A 19817-nucleotide genomic window follows, 5' to 3' on the forward strand; every position below is an offset into this window, starting at 1 on the left:
AAAACACCTTTTTAGAAAATAAATTTAGATTCAAAGTTACTAACTTTTCCAACGGCAAGTAAAACACTAAAATAGATATACGCAGTTTGATGCCAAAGTATTGTAACATCCAACATTCCATGCAAAATAACTACAACAGTTAAAGCTATTATAAGTCTGAATAAATTTCTTTTTCTTATACTATATACTTTTTTGAATATTCCTATAAAAAGAGGAAAAATTATTATATTTCCAACGATACCAAAATTTATAAGCAAATCAAGCACAATATTATGTGCATGATTTGCCGGGTGACTTACCCAACTTGCATTTTGATAAGCCATCGGTCCACTCCCAAACAAAAAAGTTTTCTTAAATAATTTAATTGCATTTTCCCAAATTTCTTTTCTCGTCCCTAAAGAATTCCCTATAAATTCATATCTTGGAAAAATTCTATTTGAAAAAATCATAAGAATAACTATAACTATTGTAAAAATACCAAGAAATGTAAATACCTTCTTGTTGTTTTTTGTGAAAGAAAGTACTAAAGTTGCAATTAAAATTGTTGGCAAAGCAGTCCTGTTTTCAGTTAAAAACAAAACAATAAATGCAAGTGTACTTACACACAAAAAGTACAATCTATTATTTCTATTTTTGTTAGATAAAAAATAATACATTGCTATTATAATTATAAATTCACATATAGTCGCATAATAATTTGTATTAAAAAATGATGATATAGGTCTATGTAAAGCCATATATTCTATAAATTCATACATTTTTAAATTCATACTGAATTTACTATACAAAACTGAAAAAATTGTTAAAATAAAACAAAATATTGAAACAATCATATATAAATTTATAATCTTTGAAAACAGCTTTCTATTTATAATAGATCTATAGTACATAAAAAATATAGAAAATTCAAATATAATAATTGATACTCCTATACCGTATAAATTTTGTTTTAAAATAGATACAAAAAATATAAGTCCTGTAAATGCCAAAACATTCTTAACATAAGGTGTCTGTTTTAAAACTGGAATAATTTTCTCACTAACTAATAAATAGAAAAATAAAGCATTGAACGAAAAAACTAAAAAATAAAAAGGTAAAAATACTGTAAATGAAACAATTAAAATTAAAAGTTCATCTAAATTAAGCTCATATTTTTCTAAAATTTTATTAATATAATTCATATATCTTAAGCCTTTCATAAGCCATTTTATCAACATTGTTAAATTGTAATGCCTTTTACTTTATCCTGTCGATAAAAAAGTCACTACTTTTTAATAAAACCTATTCCAATTATAGCATAAAACAAAAAAAAATAAAACTCTTAAAAAAGAGTTTTATCAAATAATTGCAAAGCATCAAAGTTTTTATATATTCCTTTTTGATGCATAATCTCGTATCCTAGTCAGAATTTTATTATCTTACTCCCGGATAATCCTTTAAACTATTCATATAGTAAGTAAGAGTTAATAAACTTCCATCTAAATGAACATTTTCAAGTACAACATTTCTTGGTAATTTTAAATCAATCGGCGCAAAATTCCAAATCCCCTTTATACCACAAGCAACCAACTTATCTGTAATTTCTTGTGCAGGAATTGCAGGAATTGCTAAAATTGCAATATCTACCTTTTCTCTGGTTACAACTTCTTCTAGCTCAGAAACATCTTTTATAACCACATCATTTGCCTTATTTCCAATTATTTCAGGAGAGTTATCAAAAATGCCTACAACCTTGAAACCCTTCTTTTTAAAACCGCTATAATTTAACAATGCACTACCAATATTACCAAAACCGATAATGACTACATTATATGGCTTATCAACACCCATAATCTTTTCCAGCTCAATTTTTAATTCTTCAACATTGTAACCGTAACCTTGTTGCCCAAATGCACCAAAATGATTCAAATCTTGTCTTATTTGTGACGCAGTTAAACCCGTAATTTTACTTAATTCTTGAGAAGATACTCTGATTATACCCTTATCTCCAATAAGCTCAAGGTATCTGTAATATTTGGGTAAACGTTTTATAACCGCAACAGAAATTTTTGCATCCAACATGATAATATCCTCCTACCAATTCATTTTTTTCAATCAATTTTATTAATATGTAATTTTAAAGACACATATTCTTTTTAAGTATTATAACATCAATTTAAATTTATTGCAATATTTTTTACAATGTTTTTTACAATGTATAACTAATTTCTTTAAAATTTATCATTTTATATTTATTATAATAAATACTTTTTAATCAATTTCAAACAATATATCTTGAAAAATGTAAAAAAAAGTTCTAAAATATAATTAATAAATTTTAGGAGGTCAACTTGAATAACTTTGAAACAGTAAAGGAATGTACGATATTTAAAAATTTTTCAATAGATGAAATAATAGAAATATTTTCAGTAATATCTTTTTACGAAAAAGACTATAAAAAAAATGATATTATACTTGCAGAAAATACAAAAGTAGAATATTTTGGAATAATTACAAATGGGAAAATAGCTTTATCAAATTTTGACTACTTTGGAAATAGAAATATCTTAAATGTTTTTGAAAAAGGAGACTCTTTTGCTGAAGCTTTGGTTTCATTAGAAATTCAAATCCCCCATGAAGTAATTTCTCTAACAGATTCATCTATCGTATGGATTGAATATAAAAGTCTATCAAAATCTCTATATTACCAAAAAATTTTAAATAATCTTTTAAACATAATTTCTACAAAAAATTTAATTTTAAATAAAAAATTGCAAATATTATCAAAGAGAACTACAAGAGAAAAAATTTTAGAATATCTTTCTAATCAAAAAAAAGCATTATCCTTAGACAGTAACTTTGAAATAAATCTGAATAGAAATGAAATGGCAGACTACCTTGCACTAGACAGAAGTAATCTTTCAAGAGAACTTGGAAAATTAAAAAAAGAAGGAATCATAGATTTTAAAAAAAATAAATTTAAATTACTATAAACACATTGTATATTAATAAATTAAATAATTTTAACCTCATATATATATTGACTTTTTTACAAAAATATTATAATATTCTCTTTGTGATATTCATTATCGTAATGTAAAAATATATGGAGGTTTTATGAAAACAAAAAGAATTTTAAAAATATTTATGGTATTTTTATTTGTCTTTTCTCTATTAATACCAAAATTTTTGTCAATAAACAGTCATACTGTTACTGCAAATGATAACAGTATAAATGATGACTGGACAATTGACGATTTTATAATAGAAAATGACACTATTTACGGTTTTTCTAATAAAGGTGCTGAAAAACTTAAGAAGAATGGAAAAGTAATTTTACCTACAGAGAAAAACGGTATAAAAATAACAAAGGTAGCAAGTTTTGCTTTTCATCCAGATAAAAAGAAAGAAATTGAAGATTATATCGGTCGTGAAGGTAAGAATGGCGAAAAAAATAATAAAGATGTTGATGGAAATGAAATTCGTAATATAGGAGAATCGTTTAACAATACACTTATTAAATCTGTTACTATTCCTGATGGATATAAATACATCGGACAAGATGCCTTTGATTTTAATGAGAGTTTAAATGAACTTAAACTTGCATCTACTATAACAAGAATAAGTGATTATGCCTTTGCACATATAGCATTAGACAAAAGTTTGGAATTACCAAGTGAATTAAGAACTTTAGGCGACTCTGCATTTATGGAAAGTCAAATTACTGGGAATCTTATTCTACCAGAAAAGTTGGAAAGTTTGGGAGAAAGAACTTTTAAAAACAATAAAATTTCAAATATTGAGTTTAAAGGTAAAAAAATTACTGAACTTGGAGAAAAAGTTTTTGAAGATAATAGAATAGAAAGCATTAATATTCCAAACAGTATAAAAAAAATAGCATCAGATGCATTTAACGGCAATTATGGAAATGAAGAATATAACTATATAGTTACGCTTTGGACTGAACATAAAAATAATCCAAATAAATTATTCGGAGCTTCTTTTTATGTAGATCCATCTGATGATTTAAAAGTAAAAAAACCTGAAATAAATTATAAAGTTTGGGAAAATGCTGATTTTAAAATTAATAAAAATGTAATTGAAGGATTTTCTAATAGAGGTCTTTTGAAAGTTAAAAAGAATAAAAATTTAAAAATTCCAAGTGAACATAACGGAATAAAATTAACACAAATTGCAGATGATGCTTTTAGAAACATTAATTTTAAAAATGAAAGTCTAAAAAAATATGACTTGGAAAGTGTAACCTTACCTAATAGCATAGAAAAAATTGGAAATTTTGCCTTTCAGTCAAATTATATAATAGAATTAGATGTTCAAGAGTGTGAAAATTTAACTGAAATCGGAAAAGGTGCATTTATGAATAATAAAATAAGTACACTAAATTTGAATGACAATTTAAAACTTATTGATGATGCAGCTTTTCATATAAACAATTTAGAATTTGTATTTATTCCTAAAAATGTTGAGAAAATTGGAATTTCAGCATTTAGAAACAATAAAATAAATATGCTTTTGATGAATTCAGAAAAACTTTCAGAAATTGGAGAAATGGCATTTCTAGGAAATGCTATAGATAAAGTTGATTTAACTCAAACTCCAAATTTAAAAATCATAGGAGTTCAAGCATTTGCAGGTAATTTAATCACTTCAGTTAATTTACCTTATGGCATTGAAGAAATAAGAGAAGAAGCATTTAGGAAAAATTCAATAAAAGAAGTTATTTTCCCAAATTCACTAAAAAAAATAGCTTTTAATTCATTTGATGAAAATCCAGGAAATTTAGAATATAAAAAAGTTTTAGTTGAAATTACCAGTGGAAATATTAATAAAATTCCTGATGGAAATAATTTTATTGTAAATAAAAATACTTTGGCTAAAGATAGAACTGAACTAAAAAAAACTATTGAAAGAATTGATTCTTTAAAATTAGATGAATTTCAAGAAAAAACAAAAAAATTATTTTTGGATGTAAAAAAAGAAGGAGAACTTCTCTTAGAAAAAACTAATTTAAGAGAAGGAGAAATGCTTAAATATATTTTTGAAACTAATTTTTTAATTGATAGATCAGATATTGATATTTTATTAAAAAAAGCTAAAAAAAGTCTTTCAAATGGTAATGAAAAATCAAAAAAATTGTTAGAAGACAAAATTAATTATGCTGAAAAATCATATAATAACAGTGCATTGGATACTAGAAAATTAAAAAGACTTAAGAAAGAATTAAAATTTATTACAGACTTGGTAAATGGAGAAGGCGAAATATCAAAAACTGTTATGTTACAAGGTCATCATAAATTAAATAGTCCATTACCTATACCATCATATCATATAGGTGTTAATGTTTATTTTGACAAGAACGGTAAAATTTTATATGTTTTGGATATGAGCTACAATATAGGAAAAGGGACCTTAAATCAATATGGTACGGAAGTGGAAAATGTTGATGAGGATAACGAAGGATATCACAAGTTAGCATTGGATACTTTATCAGATTACGAAGGATTAGACTATAGAGAAATTTTGTCTGGAAATGTTGATTCAATTGGTAATATCCTAAAAGTTGAAAAAGCAAAATATCATAGAGAAGGCATGTTTGAAGCAATAAAAGATGCTTGTAAAGATTATAAAGAAAAAGTAATCCGAAACGAAGAATATGACATAACTGTAGTTTCGTTAGGAGAAACAAAATTTATAAATCTAAAATTGAGTGTTGAAAAAATAAATTCAGACAATATAAAAAATCTACAAAGTAATTTTTAAAATGCCTTTGACATACAGTTTAAAAATTTGAATGATAAAACAGTTGATATGACTGGTAAGTTTAAAGTAATTTTAAATAAAAAATTTAATGATGTTAAAGCCGTTTATCACCTTTCCGAATCCGGAGAATTAACTTCATGTAAATTTTCTCAAACTAAAGAAACTGTATCATTTGAAACGACACACTTTTCAAAATATATCATTGAATATAACAAAACAAAAGAAAAAAATTCTGAAGGCAATAACTCAAGTTTAGAAAATAACAGTAATAATAATATTTCTAGAAATGATACTAATACAAAAGCTAATACAAAAAATATGGGTAATAAACTACCACAAACTTCTATTGAAAAAGCATCAATATTGGTAGTAATCTTAAGTATAGTAGTTTCCATTTGTATTTTTGTAAAATCAAGAAAATATAATTAGTCATAAAGAAATTAAAACTGACCTCAAAATTAAAAACAATTTTTTGAAGGTCAGTTTTTAAATATAAAAATAATAGAAAAATTATTCTGTGAAAATATATAGGAAATAATGACTCTTATAAGTAAAAATGAATACTATAAAACTATATGTAAATGTGTTATAATGATAAAAACATTCTTTTAATTGTGTTTGTTTAATTGATTGAGAATTGCTTATATGGTGGTGTATGATGAATAAAAAAGAAAAAATAATTCAACTATGGTTTGATATGTGGATAAAACAAAAAGATTTAGGAATAGATGAAATTTTTACAGAAGATGTTATTTACACAGAAAGTTGGAGCCCCAAATATGAAAATCGTGAAACAGTAAAATTATGGTTTAATGAATGGAATAATCGTGGAATGGTAATAGATTGGACAATTAAACAATTTTTTCATAAAGGTAATCAAACTATTGTAGAATGGTATTTTAAAAATAAAATGAATAATGGAAGTATCGAAGATTTTGACGGAATTTCTCTTATTGTATGGACTGATGACAATAAAATAAAAGAATTAAAAGAATTCGGCTGTAATCGAAACAACTATAATCCTTATCAAAATGGAAAAATACCAAAATTTAGGGATGAAAAAACAAATTGGTTTTAATCATTTCCAACTCAAATAATTAAGAATAATTTAAAAGGAATGTCTCCTATTAATTGTGGATTACATTCCTTTAATAATTTCTGTATTTTTAAATCCAGTTCAATTAAATGACTGCTTTTTTTTATTTTAAGTATCAAAATCCTACATACTATAATTCTTTAACTTTTTCAATCCATTTGTTAAAGTTTGTTTTAAATAATATTGATTTATTGTATGGTAAACATAACTCTGCATTTCCAATAGCCTCTTTAAGAACATTTAACGTAGATTTGATATTAGTAGATCCGGATGTTGAAAAAGGAACTACTTTTTTATGATCTAAATTATATTTTTTTAAATAATCTAATACAATCATAGGAGGTTTGTGAAACCAAATAGGATATCCTACTAAAATAATATCAATATCAGAAATATCTACAACTGGTGCAATATATTTAGCAGTTACGTCTTTCTTTTTTTCGTCCATCACTCTCCCAATAGCTTTAAAATATGACCCGTAAGAAACTTCGGGTTCTATACTTATCATATCACAACCAAGATTTTCTTGGATTTTTGTTGCAACATCTTTAGTCTTACCACTATTTGAATAGTAGAAAATAATAGCTTTCATATTTTACCTCCTTATTTTCATTTTAACTTTAATTAATCATAGATATAATTTAAAAATTTCTATTTACTTTACTTATTTTTTAATACCTATTACTTTTATACCCTTTTTCTTATTTGCTTTAATCTCCATATTTTCAGTCGACACAAACTTAAGAAAAGCAATACCTTTTAATTTGTTTTATAGGAAATTCAAATATTCCTCTTTGTGATAACACAACACTTATGAATAATCCTACAAATAAAAATTCAATCTTTCCCATAACTCCTGCATAAAATAAGCTTGAAATACAAAATAGTTTTTCAAGTAAAATATAGAATTTCCAATGCCAAAAATAAACATTTATCGAGTTTTTACCCATATTGCTTATCCACTTAATTTTTTTATTTGGTATTAAGATTATAAAAGAGCAAAGTATCAATAACGACAATATGTAACAAGATAGTCTTGCCAAAGCTCCATATCTTACTATTGGTTCATAAAACGCGTTTCTTCCGGTAAATAAATATCGTAAAATATAAAATTTATCTATTTTATAAAAACACAAAAATCCCCATATCAATAAAATCAATATCGAAACTACATAAAGTCCTTTATATTTATTTTTAATACTTATTATATCCTCACTTTTAAGCATTGTCCCTAACAAATAAAAAGGAAAAAACACAATAGCTCTTGATGAATACAAAAAATCTCCAATAGACTTGTCATATCCAGTAAAACAAGCCAAAACTACTGAAAAAACTAAAATATATTTTTTATTTTCATCTTTTATAACATAAGATATTATCGTATAAATTGCAAGAACAAACATAAACCATGATATTCCCCCATCAGATAAAAGGTTGAAGCTAACATTGCTATTTCCGCTTAATCTGTCAAAAATTAAGGTTATTATTTTATACAAAAATCCAATACTACAATAAAAAATACACTTTTTTATAATATTTTTTTCGCTATGAAACAATCCTGAAATAAGAATAAATAGAGGCATATGAAAAGTATATATAAATAAAAATACACTTTTATACACATCTGATTTAGCTGTAAATTCATCAGCTAAATGTCCAATAACAACAAGTGTTATTAAAATAAATTTAAGATTATCCCATAGTACTATACGCTCTTTCATAATTCCTCCCAAAAAACAAACAATTTAATTGTTCCAATCTCCATTAATAATTTTTCTATAATTTTCCGGATTAGTATCTCCTTCTGTATTAATTAAAAGAATAACAGAATTTTCATCTATTTTCATTTTTTTCTTCATTTCTTCCATAGCCGGTTCTGTCAAAACTCCAAGTAATGCACCCATTGTTGAAGCACCTGATTCTCCAGAAATAATTTTTAAATCTTCCCCTTCATTAAAAGCATAGGCTCTAATTCCATCAACAGCCATATCATCAGAACCTGAAATATAAAAGTCAGTATAATTCCAAATAATTGGCCAGATAAGACTACAAACAGAACCACAATTCAATCCTGCCATAATGGTAGTTGGAGCTCCTCCTACAGAATAAGATTTCCCATCTCCTATCTCAGCAGAACGATAAATACAATCTGCAACATTTGACTCCACAATAGTAAATATAGGTTTATTATTTTTATAATGTTCTACAAAATATGCAATCATTCCTCCAGCCATTGAACCAACTCCTGCCTGTAAAAAAATATGTGTAGGAATTACATTTAATTTTTCTAATTCTTCAGTGATTTCATAAGCCATTGTAAGATAACCTTGAATAATCCATGTTGGAATTTTCTCATATCCATCCCAAGAAGTATCTTGAATTAATTTCCAACCATACTTTTTACTCATCTCTAAAGCATATTTTACTGTATCATCATAACTTAAATTTGTAATCTCTACCTCTGCAGGTCCAACTTTACGAATTGCTTCTGCACGAACTTCCGCTGTTCCATAAGGCATATATACATGAGCTTTACATCCAAATAATCCTGATGCCCAAGAGACACCTCTACCATGATTTCCGTCAGTACATGTTACAAATTCAATCTGTTCAAGTCTTTTTTTATACTTTTCAGATAACAAATCATTCAAACTTGTAGTATCTGGATTAAGATTTAATTCATCACATAAAATTCTAAACATCGCATAACTTCCACCAAGTCCTTTAAATGCATTTAGTGAAAAACGCTTTGACTCATCTTTTACATAAATTGCACCAACATTCCACTTTGAAGCTAAATTAGGAAGACAAACAAGTGGAGTTTTCTCGTATTCCTCAATTTGTTTATGAAATTTCAATACAGCCTTCGCCTGTTCATCACCATATAATTCTATATCTAAATCCTTCTTTGTATTTGAACTCTCAAGAACTTTTATCTTTTCAAATTTACTATCCATTTTAAAATATCTCCTTTTTTGTCAAAACATGCCATATTGTTTTGTTTTCAAAACCGCATTTTAAATATAAATTTTCAGGCTTGCTTTCATTTTTTAGTTTCCCAGAAATAGTAACAAAATCAGCCTTTTCCTTTAATCTAAACAATAATTCATTTACTATAACTGTTCCAAATCCTTTTTTTCTATAATCTTTTGAAACTTGAATCCACTCCAAATATCCCTCTTTTATTTCCTTATCAAATTCAGCAATTCCTGTAGCAACTATTTTTTTATTATATTTATCAAAAATACAAATCCATAATTCTTCATCATATACTATACGTTCTTTATAAGACTCTAATTCTTTTATTGTTATTCCCTCATCATCGTAACAACTATTTATATGAATGCCAAATTCTTCAATACTACATTTGTAAAAAATAAAATTCTCAGATAGGCTATGTAAAATAATATTATTTAAGTTGTGAACTAATTTAAAATAAATATCATCATTGAAATCTTTTAATAAATCTTTTGAGAAATACTTATCATTAACTATTTTCATATTATCAGGAACTTTGAAATTTTTACTTTTCCAGTATGACAAAGCTGAATATTCAGTTGGATTTTCTAAATATTTTTTCTTGCTCATTTTACCTCCAATAAAAATATTAAAGTATAAATGGTATTATTCCTATTCTTACATCATCTCAATCAAAACAACAACTTCACAATGTGCTGTTTTGCTGAACATATCACATAGTTTTACTTTCTTTAATTCAAATCCAGCGTCGATAAAATATTTTAAATCTCTTGTTAATGTTGCTCCGTTACAACTTACATATACAACTTTTTTGATATCACTTTTGATAATAGTATCTACAACTTTTTTATCGAGTCCTTTTCGTGGAGGATCTACGGATATTATATCTATATTATTATTTTTTAGTATTTCTTCTATTTTTTCTTCACTTTTTCCATATTTGAACTCAACATTTTTTACGTCATTTAGTTTTAAACTTTCTTTAGCGTCTTTTACTGCATCTTTTACAACTTCCACGCCAATTACCTTTTTAAAATTTTCTGAAAAATATATGCTTGTAGTTCCTATTCCTGAATATAAATCTAACAAATTCTTATCTTTGTTTTCTCCTAAAAAATCTTTAGCTATTTTATATAAATTTTCAGTTTGAAATCTATTTACTTGAAAAAAGCTCTTTGGAGAAATATTAAATTCATATTTTCCGATTTTATCTATAAAATTCTTCTTAGAAAATATTAATTTACTTTCTTGTCCCATAATTATACTTGCTTTTTTAGGGTTTATATTTATATATCCACTTACTAATTTTTCATATTCACTTAAACTTTTTACAAAATTGTGAGCTTCTACTATATCTTTTTTAACAACAACTGTAATCATAATTTCAGAATTGAAATTTGACCTTATGCTGATGTTTTTCAAAATTCCATCATCCGTATTTACATCATAGGACTTAATTTTAAATTCTTTTAATTTTGCTTGTAAAAATGGTAGAAATTTATTTATACTCTCATCACTTAATGGACAATTTTCAAGTTTTATTTTACTTTCCCCATTATCCACACAGTAGCAAAGTTCAAAATCTTCATTTGTCTTTAATTCAATTTTATTTCTATAATTTAAGTTATTTTTATTCTCTAAAATTTCAACATCTTCTAATTCTATGCCTGTATTTTTTCTAAGGCTGTCTAAAAACATCTTTTTCTTTAATTCAAGTTCTTTTTCATATTTTAGATTTATAAAATGATAGATATCTGTTAGTTTTTCATCGTATAGATTTTCTCTGTATTCACTATATTTCAGATATTTTTTTACATATCCATTAGAAAAATTTTTCTTTTTTTGAGTTATTTCAACATCGACAATATCTCCTACAAGTCCACCTTTTACAAAAACTATTCCCTCTTCACTTTTTGCAACTCCAAGTCCCTCATTGGTATTGTCAATTATTTCTAAATTTTTTAATTCCATTATTTTCCTCTTTGTCTTGTAATTTCATATAATCCAAGTTTTGTAAATCCATGAAAATTCCAAATCTTATTGTCAAAAATTTGTATTTCCTTAATTTTTTCTTCCAAAATTTCTTTTTCTTTTGTTTTCATATTTATAAAATCTACAATTATTATTCCCGAAATATCCCTAAAAGAAATCTGTCTTATAATTTCTTCAATTGCTATTAGATTTACAGATAATGCATTTTTACTTTTATTTGTTTCATTTGTTTTTTTCTTTGAATTTACATCTATTACTGTAAGTGCTTCTGTTTTTTCTATAACTATATTTATATCTTCAACTTCAACTATTTTTTTATTTAATCCCTCTAGATATACTCCGATATTATAATCATATTTTGGAGAATATTCTTCATCATACATCAATTCATTTTTCAAAAATTTATTATCTTTAAAACTCTTGTATAACTCTTTATCATTTAATATACAGCAATATTTTTCATTTTCAAATAAAAAGTCCTCCAAAAAATTCTCCTTTTTGTAGATTAATTTAGGAACCGGTAAATTATTTAAACTATCCACTATTTCTTGCATTTTTTCTACATTTTTTCTTATATCATTCAATAAAGTATCTTCATCACAATCAACACTTTTTGTTCTCAATTTTACTGAAAAATTTGATTTTATATTTTTTATTTTTACTAAATCAAAGTTATGTTCTTTTAATTTTTTTGAAATCAAAATATCTTCTCTATTTTTATAAGATATAACTGAAAACATTGAAGAAACTGAGAAATTCATTGAAACATTAGGTGCTTTTTCTCCTGCATTTATTTTGTAAATTTCAACAAATATTACATCTCCAACTTTTACTTCACCAATGGTATCTTTAAAGTCTAAAAATCCATTTTTTCCATTTTTAAGTTCTACAAAAAAGCATTGTAATGCATCAACTTTTTTTACAACTCTTACTCTGTATATATCTCCAATTTCAAAATCACTAAATGTTTTTACATAATAGGAGTTTAATTTTGAATTTAAAACTTTTCCATATTCTATTTTTTCTTCATTTTTGTATATAAATAAATAATCTTTCAAAACTTTCTCCTATTCAACATATTCAAAATTATTCTTTTTATATAGAATTTTTTTCATCAACCCACAAAAATACACACAAAAAATATAATTAAGCTGTGCAAGATTATAATTATACTCTAAAATTAAATTTCTATCTTCTCTTATATTTTTCTCTTCACTTAAAATCTTCAATTTTTTTAAAATCTTATTAAATTGATAATAATAAAAACTTTGATGTATCACTAAAATAGCGATACTAACTAGAAACATAATATTAAAAAATAATTTAATCATAAAAACTCCATAAAAAAGAACTTGGTTAATCCAAGTTCTATTTTACCATAAATTTAAATATAAGTTAACTACTTTCTACATATATCCCATTCCAGGATTCATTCCACCAGGCATTTGTCCCATTGGTTCATCCTTAGTTACATCAGCAACAGCAGCTTCTGTTGTTAAAACCATTGATGCGACACTTGATGCATTTTGAAGTGCTGATCTAGTAACTTTTGTAGGATCAACAATTCCATTTTCAAGCATATTTACATATTTTTCACTTAATGCATCAAAACCAATTCCAACTTCAGCATTCTTAACATTTTCAACGATAACTGAGCCTTCTAAACCTGCATTGATTGCAATTTGTCTAACCGGTTCTTCAAGTGCTTTAACAATTATATTAACACCTGTTCTTTCGTCTCCATTAGTTTCTTCAAGAAGTGCTTTAACTTTTGGAATTACATTTAACAATACAGTTCCACCGCCAGGAACAATACCTTCTTCTACCGCTGCTCTTGTAGCTGCAAGTGCATCTTCTATTCTTAACTTTCTTTCTTTAAGTTCTGTTTCAGTAGCTGCACCAACTTGAATTACTGCAACTCCTCCAGCAAGTTTAGCAAGTCTTTCTTGTAATTTATCTCTATCATATTCAGAATCGCTTATTTCTATTTGATTTCTAATTAAAGCAACTCTTTCTTCAATAGCTGATTGTTCACCTGCTCCATTTACGATAACAGTAAGTTCTTTTCCAACAGTTACCCTTCTTGCTTTACCTAACATTTCAATAGAAGTTTCTTTTAATTCATATCCTAAATCTTCTGAAATAACTGTACCACCTGTTAAAATTGCAATATCTTGTAGCATATCTTTTCTTCTATCACCAAAAGCAGGTGCTTTTACAGCTACACAGTTAAATGTTCCTCTTAATTTATTAACAACAAGTGTTGCCATAGCTTCGCCTTCTACATCGTCAGCAATAATTAAAAGTGGTTTTCCTTGTTGAACAATTTGTTCTAATACAGGTAAAACTTCTTGAATATTAGTGATCTTTTTATCAGTAATTAAAATATATGGATCTTCAAGTTCAGCTTCCATTTTTTCAGTATTAGTTACCATATATGGAGAAACATATCCTCTATCAAATTGCATACCTTCAACAACTTCTAAAGTTGTTCCCATACTTCTAGATTCTTCAACAGTGATAACACCATCTTTTCCAACTTTTTCCATTGCATCAGAAATTAATTTTCCAACTTCTTCATCAGCTGCAGAAATTGATGCTACTTGAGCAATACTTTCTTTTGTTTCAACCGGTTTTGAAAATTCTTTAATTCCTTCAACAGCTTTATCAACCGCTTTTTTAATTCCCTTTTGAATAATCATTGGATTTGCTCCTGCTGCAACATTCTTTAAGCCTTCTCTGATAATTGCTTGTGCTAAAAGTGTTGCTGTAGTTGTACCATCACCTGCAACATCATTAGTCTTAGTTGCAACTTCTTTAACAAGTTGAGCTCCCATATTTTCATAAGGATCTTCCAATTCAATTTCTCTTGCAATAGTAACACCGTCATTTGTAATAAGTGGTGAACCGAATTTTTTATCTAAAACTACATTTCTTCCCTTTGGTCCAAGAGTAACTTTAACTGTATTTGAAAGTTTATTAATACCAGCTTCCATTCCTTTTCTTGCTTCTTCATTAAATTTAATTTCTTTAGCCATTTAAAAACCTCCTAATCTTCAACAACTGCTAAAACATCAGCAATTTTTACAACAATATATTCTTTTTTATCAAGTTTAACTTCAGTTCCTGCATATTTTGAGAAAATTATTTTATCTCCAACTTTAATTAAATCTTTTTTATCTTCATCCTTTAAAATTTCATCACCAATTGCTAAAACTTTTGCTACACTTGGTGCTTCTTTAGCAGAAGTAGGAAGAACTATTCCAGAACTTGTCTTTTCTTCCACCTCAACCATTTCTATAACTAATTTATCTCCTATTGGTTTTAATTTCATAACATACCTCCTATTAAAGTTATTAGCAGTCTATTAACTTGAGTGCTAATTAATTACAAATATATTATACCACATAAAACATAATTTATAAACATATTTAATAAAAAAGTTTTTTAAAATATTTTATTATCTGATTTTATTTTTTTCTTTAATAACTAACCCAATAATTTTCCTCGCAATCTATGATAATTTTGATAACAACATCTAAAGAAATATCATCAATTTATTCACATATAATATTTAATATAACAGAAATCTTAACCCAATTAGTGTGAGATCTCCAGTACAATTATATCTAAAGATATAATTGTTCCGTCAGACCTACTATTGTTTACAAGTAAACAAAGTTAGGACTAGATTAGCTTCGGTCGAGATGACGTATTGTTGGATTTTCATTTCAAAGAAAAGTGACGTGAAATATTTTTTACATTCTAACTTGTAAACTATAAGCAACTTTTAGTATCAAAAAATCACTCAATACAGATTTTACTCTATTTGAGTGATTTTAAATTTAGAAGATTAATTAAATTGTAATATTATTTCTTCTCATTTTCCTTTTCTTCTGATTTTTTTTGATTTTCAGTTTTTGATTTTTCTTCTACTTTCTTTTCTTCAACTTTTTTATCTAAATTATTAAGCTCTTTATTTTCTACAATATCTTTATTTGAATCTTCCTTTATATTATTTTTTTCTTCTGATTTTAGAGATTTATCCTTATTTGAGTTTTTATCATCTTTATTTTCATCAGCTTTTTTATCTTCAAAATTAGGAATGTAATTATTATCTTCTTCATCTTCAAAATCTTCATCATCTGTTACAGCTTTTTTTGGTGCTTCCGGAAGTTTCTTTTTATATCTAATCTCTCCATTTACTTTTTCAAAATCAGCTAAACTAAATGTTAAAGTCTCATCATTTATATACACATATGCAATATCTCCAATAATATTTACATCTGTTTCATCTTCAAGATTATAAACTTTCATAAGATATTTCACTACTTCTTGTCTATCAACAGTTATTTTAGACTCAATTTCTGCATTAGGATTTTCAATTATATATTTTAGAGCAGATACTATTTCTTTTGCAGTACAATCTCCATATTGACCTGCTTTTGCATTTTGAATTATTTGTTTTATAGTTATTGCATGATAGTGATTGCCGTGTAACCAATAAAAAATTCCTTTTGTAACTCCATTTGAGCCGTAAACAGCTAATGTTGTATTTAAATCTCCATAATGTCTCATTGCTCTAAGATTACTGTCAAGATATGGAATTACTTTATCTTTTATTTCCGCTTTTACACTTTCATAAGTAAATAATTCATTTTCATCTACACCAATATCGGAATGGTCACTTCCTTCTTTGATATATTCTGCATCAGGATAATGACTTTTTGGGTTTTCGTGAACAACTCCAACTTCCTTATCTCCAATATATAAATGCCAATGATCTCCATGATCTACAATTTTTGTTACACCTTTCGGCCATTCAAATGGTTTTTTATTTTCATCTCCGTGATTACCTTGATATTCTCCAAATTCAGCTTCAGGATAAAGTGATTTTGGATTAGTATATGTGATTCCTTCATTCCCCTTTGAATCATAAATATGATAATGGTCTCCGTGTTTTAAAATCTTTACTATATCATATCTGTCAACAGGATTTTTTCCCAAAACATTTACTATATTTAATTTTTTTCTAGCTTCAAATAATTTTTCACTAGCACTTGGAACATTTGGTTTTTCATTTTCTGTATTATCTTGAGAATTTCCATGATTTCCATGATATTCCCCGACTTCTGCATTTGGATATTTTGAAGTAGGATCAGTATAACTAATATACTCTTTACCACTTTCAGTATAAATATGCCAATGATCTCCATGTCTTAAAATTTTTACAACTCTATCTTTTTTCTCTTCAATAATATTTGCATGTGAATAGTTATTTGAATTTCCTCTGTTTCTGTTTGAACTATGAGAGCCTACATAAGTTCCAACAGTAATATTAGGAAACATACTAGATGGATTTTCATAAGTTAAATATTCTTTTCCATCTGCTGTATAAACATGCCAATGGTCCCCGTGTTTTAAAATTGATGTTACATTTAATCCTCTTAACTTACTCTTTGAAACAACACTAACAAGAGAAAGTGAATTTCCATCACCTAATTTTGAAGGATCTGTATAAGTAATATGTTCTTTACCGTCTTTAGTAAAAACATGCCAATGGTCTCCGTGCTTATATGACCTAACTATATCTTCTTTTTTTATTTCCGCATCAATTAAAACTTCTGTAGTTTCATCTTTTTTATAATTCGTTTCTTTTTCTACAAATTCAAATTTTTTAGTAGAAGATTTTTCCTTTTCTTCCTGTTTTTTTGAACAGCTTGTAAGTAAAATTGCACTACAAACTAAAATCAAATTCATTTTATAAATTTTATTCTTTAAATTTTTACTCATAATATCTCCCTATTCACTAAAAGATTTAACTAAAGCATTTAAATTTAATTCCATTAATTTTAAATATCCCATTTCAATTTCTTCATCTGTCAAATTTTCCATTGTATATAAAGTGTCTGTTTTTGTATTAGTATTTTTAGCAAGAGTTTCTGCTACTTTTGGAGTTGCTTTTCCTTCAAAGAAAATTGTATTTATATTATATTTCTTAACAAAGTCTGCAATTTTTTGAAGTTGCTTTGCTGATGGTTCATCTTCCGGTGATATACCTGTTACTGCAACTTGCTTTAATCCATAATCATTTGCTAAATAGTTGAAAGCAGCGTGACTTACAACAAAATATTTTTGTTTACTTGTAACTTTTGAAAGCTCTGTTTCAAATTTTTTGTCTAAAGCTCTAAATTCATCTTGTGCTTTTTTTAGATTTTCCTTGTAATAAGCTTCGTTTTTAGGATCTATAGAAGAAACTTTTTTATAAATAGTATCAAGTTGAATAATTGCATTTTTTACGCTAAGCCAAGTATGTGGATTTGTTTTATCATGCTCATGTTTATCTTCTTTTTCATCATCATGATCATGTTCTTCTTCCAATCCATCGCCACTTTCTAACAAAGTTAATCCTTGTGATAGATTTAAAAACTTATCTTTATTCTTAACCGTATCTTCAATCGCAGAAATAAAAGATTCCATATTAGCACCATTATAAATAATCAAATCTGCTTTTAAAATTTCTTGCATATCTCCCGCTTTAAGTTCAAAGGAATGAGGTTCTTGATTTCCTTTTATTATTGTTTTAACTTCCATTTTATCCCCGACAATTCTCTTTGTTAAATCAGTTACTGGGAAAAAAGTTGTATAAATAACTTTTTTGTTTCCTTTTTGTTCAGTGGTTTTTTGTTCTTTAGTTTGTTCATTTTTATTTGATGAACAAGCAACTAAAAACATACAACTAATCATTATAATTGAAATAATTTTTTTAAATTTTGTATTCATAAAAATCCCCTTTATTTTTTAATGCAAATAATTCTTATTTGTGTTAATATTATACTACTTATTTTTTATTTTTTCAATAGTTAAAATCAAAATTTTTACAAAAAAATACTACTTAATTGAAAAATCAATTAAGTAGTTTTTAAATTTTATAAATCATCTAAATCATCATCAATTACACTTGATTTTGAATATGCTGATGGTTTTGCTTCAAAGAAATCTGTCTTTATTGCATTTGGATCAGAATATTCACCAACCCACTTCATACTTTCAGGTTCTTCATCATAACCATCATAAAGTTTTCCGAAGTTTAAAGCTGTACTTCTTAAATTTCCAAGATATTTGATATAATCTTCAACCATTTGCATTGTAAGACCCGGAATATTTTCTCCTAAAACATATTTTCCCCAAGCTATTTCTTGTTCTACACCTGTTTTAATCATATCTTTATATACAGCAACTTTTTCTTCTGTAAATAATTCAGGTTCTTCGTTTTGTAATTCTAAAAGCATTTTTTTGAATAGCCAAAGATGAGTATTTTCATCTCTATTTATATACCTGATTTCTTGTACTGAACCAGGCATTTTTCCATTTCTTCCTAAATTATAGAAGAACATAAATCCTGAATAGAAGTAAACCCCTTCAAGAATATAATTTGCAACCATTGTTTTTACTAAACTGTATGGATCTTTATTTTCTTGAAACTCATTATATAAGTCTCCAATGAATTTATTTCTTGCAAGAAGATGTTCATCATCTCTCCATTGATATAAAATATTTGTTCTTTCTTCCGGAGAACATATACTATCTAACATATATCCATAACTTTGAGAATGGATAGCTTCTTGATAAGCTTGAATAGTAAGGCAAAGATTGATTTCATTTGCTGTAATATATTCTCCAATATATGGAAGATTAGCAGTTTGAATACTGTCTAAAAATATAAGAAAACTTAAAACTTTATCAAAAGCAGTTTTTTCATATTCATCTAATATTTTATAATCTTTTAAATCTTGGAATAAATTTATTTCTTCCGGAATCCAGAAATTATTCATGGCATTTCTATACCATTCAGTTGTCCAAGTATATTTTACATTGTTAAAATCATTCAAATTTGTAGTATTTCCATTTATCATTTTTCTTTTTGATAATTCTATATCTCCATTTTCATTAAATAGAGCCTTTTTATTTAATTCCATAATATCTCCTT

18 protein-coding genes are annotated in these 19817 nt (G+C 26.1%); 4 read left to right on the forward strand and 14 right to left on the reverse strand.

All coding sequences use genetic code 11. The features are described from left to right. Positions 1-11: 11 nt before the first annotated feature. Positions 12-1199, reverse strand: a complete 1188-nt coding sequence (locus tag VJI94_RS02095; protein ID WP_041954109.1) for an O-antigen ligase family protein — start codon at positions 1197-1199, stop codon at positions 12-14. Positions 1200-1413: 214 nt separating this feature from the next. Continuing rightward, positions 1414-2061 (reverse strand): redox-sensing transcriptional repressor Rex, encoded by a 648-nt coding sequence (locus VJI94_RS02100; RefSeq protein ID WP_004833204.1) that lies wholly within the window; start codon positions 2059-2061, stop codon positions 1414-1416. 269 nt (positions 2062-2330) lie between these two features. Between VJI94_RS02100 and VJI94_RS02105 the strand changes: the two genes are divergently transcribed. The 4 genes from VJI94_RS02105 (at position 2331) to VJI94_RS02120 (ending at position 6838) form a co-directional block, all read left to right on the forward strand. Further along, entirely contained in the window at positions 2331-2972 is a 642-nt protein-coding gene (locus VJI94_RS02105; protein ID WP_118058905.1) for a Crp/Fnr family transcriptional regulator, read from the forward strand. A 124-nt stretch (positions 2973-3096) separates the two neighbouring features. Next, complete coding sequence (locus tag VJI94_RS02110; RefSeq protein WP_324008131.1) at positions 3097-5760, forward strand: leucine-rich repeat domain-containing protein; 2664 nt, start codon at positions 3097-3099, stop codon at positions 5758-5760. A 27-nt stretch (positions 5761-5787) separates the two neighbouring features. Then, on the forward strand, positions 5788-6189 hold the full coding sequence (locus tag VJI94_RS02115; RefSeq protein WP_324008132.1) for a hypothetical protein: 402 nt from the start codon (positions 5788-5790) through the stop codon (positions 6187-6189). A 229-nt stretch (positions 6190-6418) separates the two neighbouring features. Next, positions 6419-6838 carry a nuclear transport factor 2 family protein gene (locus tag VJI94_RS02120; protein WP_029950574.1) on the forward strand — a complete coding sequence of 140 codons (420 nt, stop codon included), beginning with the start codon at positions 6419-6421 and terminating at the stop codon, positions 6836-6838. 148 nt (positions 6839-6986) lie between these two features. Here VJI94_RS02120 and VJI94_RS02125 read toward each other — a convergent pair whose 3' ends face one another. The 12 genes from VJI94_RS02125 to VJI94_RS02180 all read right to left on the reverse strand — a co-directional run bounded on the left by VJI94_RS02125 (position 6987) and on the right by VJI94_RS02180 (position 19806). Continuing rightward, positions 6987-7448, reverse strand: a complete 462-nt coding sequence (locus VJI94_RS02125; RefSeq protein WP_118058907.1) for a flavodoxin — start codon at positions 7446-7448, stop codon at positions 6987-6989. A gap of 148 nt (positions 7449-7596) precedes the next feature. Then, the gene (locus VJI94_RS02130) at positions 7597-8577 is read right to left on the reverse strand and encodes an acyltransferase family protein (RefSeq protein ID WP_029950577.1); all 981 of its coding nucleotides are present in this window, start codon (positions 8575-8577) and stop codon (positions 7597-7599) included. Between the two features lie 24 nt (positions 8578-8601). Further along, positions 8602-9813 carry a diaminopropionate ammonia-lyase gene (locus tag VJI94_RS02135; RefSeq protein ID WP_324008133.1) on the reverse strand — a complete coding sequence of 404 codons (1212 nt, stop codon included), beginning with the start codon at positions 9811-9813 and terminating at the stop codon, positions 8602-8604. A gap of 1 nt (position 9814) precedes the next feature. Further along, complete coding sequence (locus tag VJI94_RS02140; RefSeq protein ID WP_324008134.1) at positions 9815-10444, reverse strand: GNAT family N-acetyltransferase; 630 nt, start codon at positions 10442-10444, stop codon at positions 9815-9817. Between the two features lie 48 nt (positions 10445-10492). After that, positions 10493-11806, reverse strand: coding sequence for a 23S rRNA (uracil(1939)-C(5))-methyltransferase RlmD (gene rlmD, locus VJI94_RS02145; RefSeq protein ID WP_324008136.1), 1314 nt, complete (start codon positions 11804-11806; stop codon positions 10493-10495). Next, on the reverse strand, positions 11806-12885 hold the full coding sequence (locus VJI94_RS02150) for a ribonuclease E/G (protein ID WP_324008137.1): 1080 nt from the start codon (positions 12883-12885) through the stop codon (positions 11806-11808). The genes rlmD and VJI94_RS02150 overlap by 1 nt, the downstream gene beginning before the upstream one ends. Positions 12886-12894: 9 nt before the next feature. After that, a complete protein-coding gene (locus tag VJI94_RS02155) occupies positions 12895-13158 on the reverse strand; it encodes a hypothetical protein (protein ID WP_324008138.1) in 264 nt (87 codons plus the stop codon). Positions 13159-13233: 75 nt separating this feature from the next. Then, positions 13234-14865, reverse strand: coding sequence for a chaperonin GroEL (gene groL, locus VJI94_RS02160; protein ID WP_009372257.1), 1632 nt, complete (start codon positions 14863-14865; stop codon positions 13234-13236). 11 nt (positions 14866-14876) lie between these two features. After that, complete coding sequence (locus tag VJI94_RS02165) at positions 14877-15161, reverse strand: co-chaperone GroES (protein ID WP_004833192.1); 285 nt, start codon at positions 15159-15161, stop codon at positions 14877-14879. A 536-nt stretch (positions 15162-15697) separates the two neighbouring features. Then, positions 15698-17620 carry a hypothetical protein gene (locus VJI94_RS02170; RefSeq protein ID WP_324008139.1) on the reverse strand — a complete coding sequence of 641 codons (1923 nt, stop codon included), beginning with the start codon at positions 17618-17620 and terminating at the stop codon, positions 15698-15700. Between the two features lie 9 nt (positions 17621-17629). Then, on the reverse strand, positions 17630-18610 hold the full coding sequence (locus VJI94_RS02175) for a metal ABC transporter solute-binding protein, Zn/Mn family (RefSeq protein WP_324008140.1): 981 nt from the start codon (positions 18608-18610) through the stop codon (positions 17630-17632). A 146-nt stretch (positions 18611-18756) separates the two neighbouring features. Beyond that, positions 18757-19806 carry a ribonucleotide-diphosphate reductase subunit beta gene (locus tag VJI94_RS02180; protein WP_324008141.1) on the reverse strand — a complete coding sequence of 350 codons (1050 nt, stop codon included), beginning with the start codon at positions 19804-19806 and terminating at the stop codon, positions 18757-18759. Positions 19807-19817: the final 11 nt, after the last annotated feature.

This window comes from Parvimonas sp. D9, from assembly GCF_035282565.1.
Taxonomy (GTDB): domain Bacteria; phylum Bacillota; class Clostridia; order Tissierellales; family Peptoniphilaceae; genus Parvimonas; species Parvimonas micra.

Excerpts from the sequence above, each read along its gene's own strand:
- VJI94_RS02095 (WP_041954109.1), bottom strand. The coding sequence starts at position 1,199 with ATGAAAGGCTTAAGATATATGAATTATATTAATAAAATTTTAGAAAAA.
- VJI94_RS02100 (WP_004833204.1), bottom strand. The coding sequence starts at position 2,061 with ATGTTGGATGCAAAAATTTCTGTTGCGGTTATAAAACGTTTACCCAAA.
- VJI94_RS02110 (WP_324008131.1), top strand. The coding sequence starts at position 3,097 with ATGAAAACAAAAAGAATTTTAAAAATATTTATGGTATTTTTATTTGTC.
- VJI94_RS02120 (WP_029950574.1), top strand. The coding sequence starts at position 6,419 with ATGAATAAAAAAGAAAAAATAATTCAACTATGGTTTGATATGTGGATA.
- VJI94_RS02125 (WP_118058907.1), bottom strand. The coding sequence starts at position 7,448 with ATGAAAGCTATTATTTTCTACTATTCAAATAGTGGTAAGACTAAAGAT.
- VJI94_RS02130 (WP_029950577.1), bottom strand. The coding sequence starts at position 8,577 with ATGAAAGAGCGTATAGTACTATGGGATAATCTTAAATTTATTTTAATA.
- VJI94_RS02135 (WP_324008133.1), bottom strand. The coding sequence starts at position 9,813 with ATGGATAGTAAATTTGAAAAGATAAAAGTTCTTGAGAGTTCAAATACA.
- VJI94_RS02140 (WP_324008134.1), bottom strand. The coding sequence starts at position 10,444 with ATGAGCAAGAAAAAATATTTAGAAAATCCAACTGAATATTCAGCTTTG.
- rlmD (WP_324008136.1), bottom strand. The coding sequence starts at position 11,806 with ATGGAATTAAAAAATTTAGAAATAATTGACAATACCAATGAGGGACTT.
- VJI94_RS02155 (WP_324008138.1), bottom strand. The coding sequence starts at position 13,158 with ATGATTAAATTATTTTTTAATATTATGTTTCTAGTTAGTATCGCTATT.
- groL (WP_009372257.1), bottom strand. The coding sequence starts at position 14,865 with ATGGCTAAAGAAATTAAATTTAATGAAGAAGCAAGAAAAGGAATGGAA.
- VJI94_RS02165 (WP_004833192.1), bottom strand. The coding sequence starts at position 15,161 with ATGAAATTAAAACCAATAGGAGATAAATTAGTTATAGAAATGGTTGAG.
- VJI94_RS02170 (WP_324008139.1), bottom strand. The coding sequence starts at position 17,620 with ATGAGTAAAAATTTAAAGAATAAAATTTATAAAATGAATTTGATTTTA.
- VJI94_RS02175 (WP_324008140.1), bottom strand. The coding sequence starts at position 18,610 with ATGAATACAAAATTTAAAAAAATTATTTCAATTATAATGATTAGTTGT.
- VJI94_RS02180 (WP_324008141.1), bottom strand. The coding sequence starts at position 19,806 with ATGGAATTAAATAAAAAGGCTCTATTTAATGAAAATGGAGATATAGAA.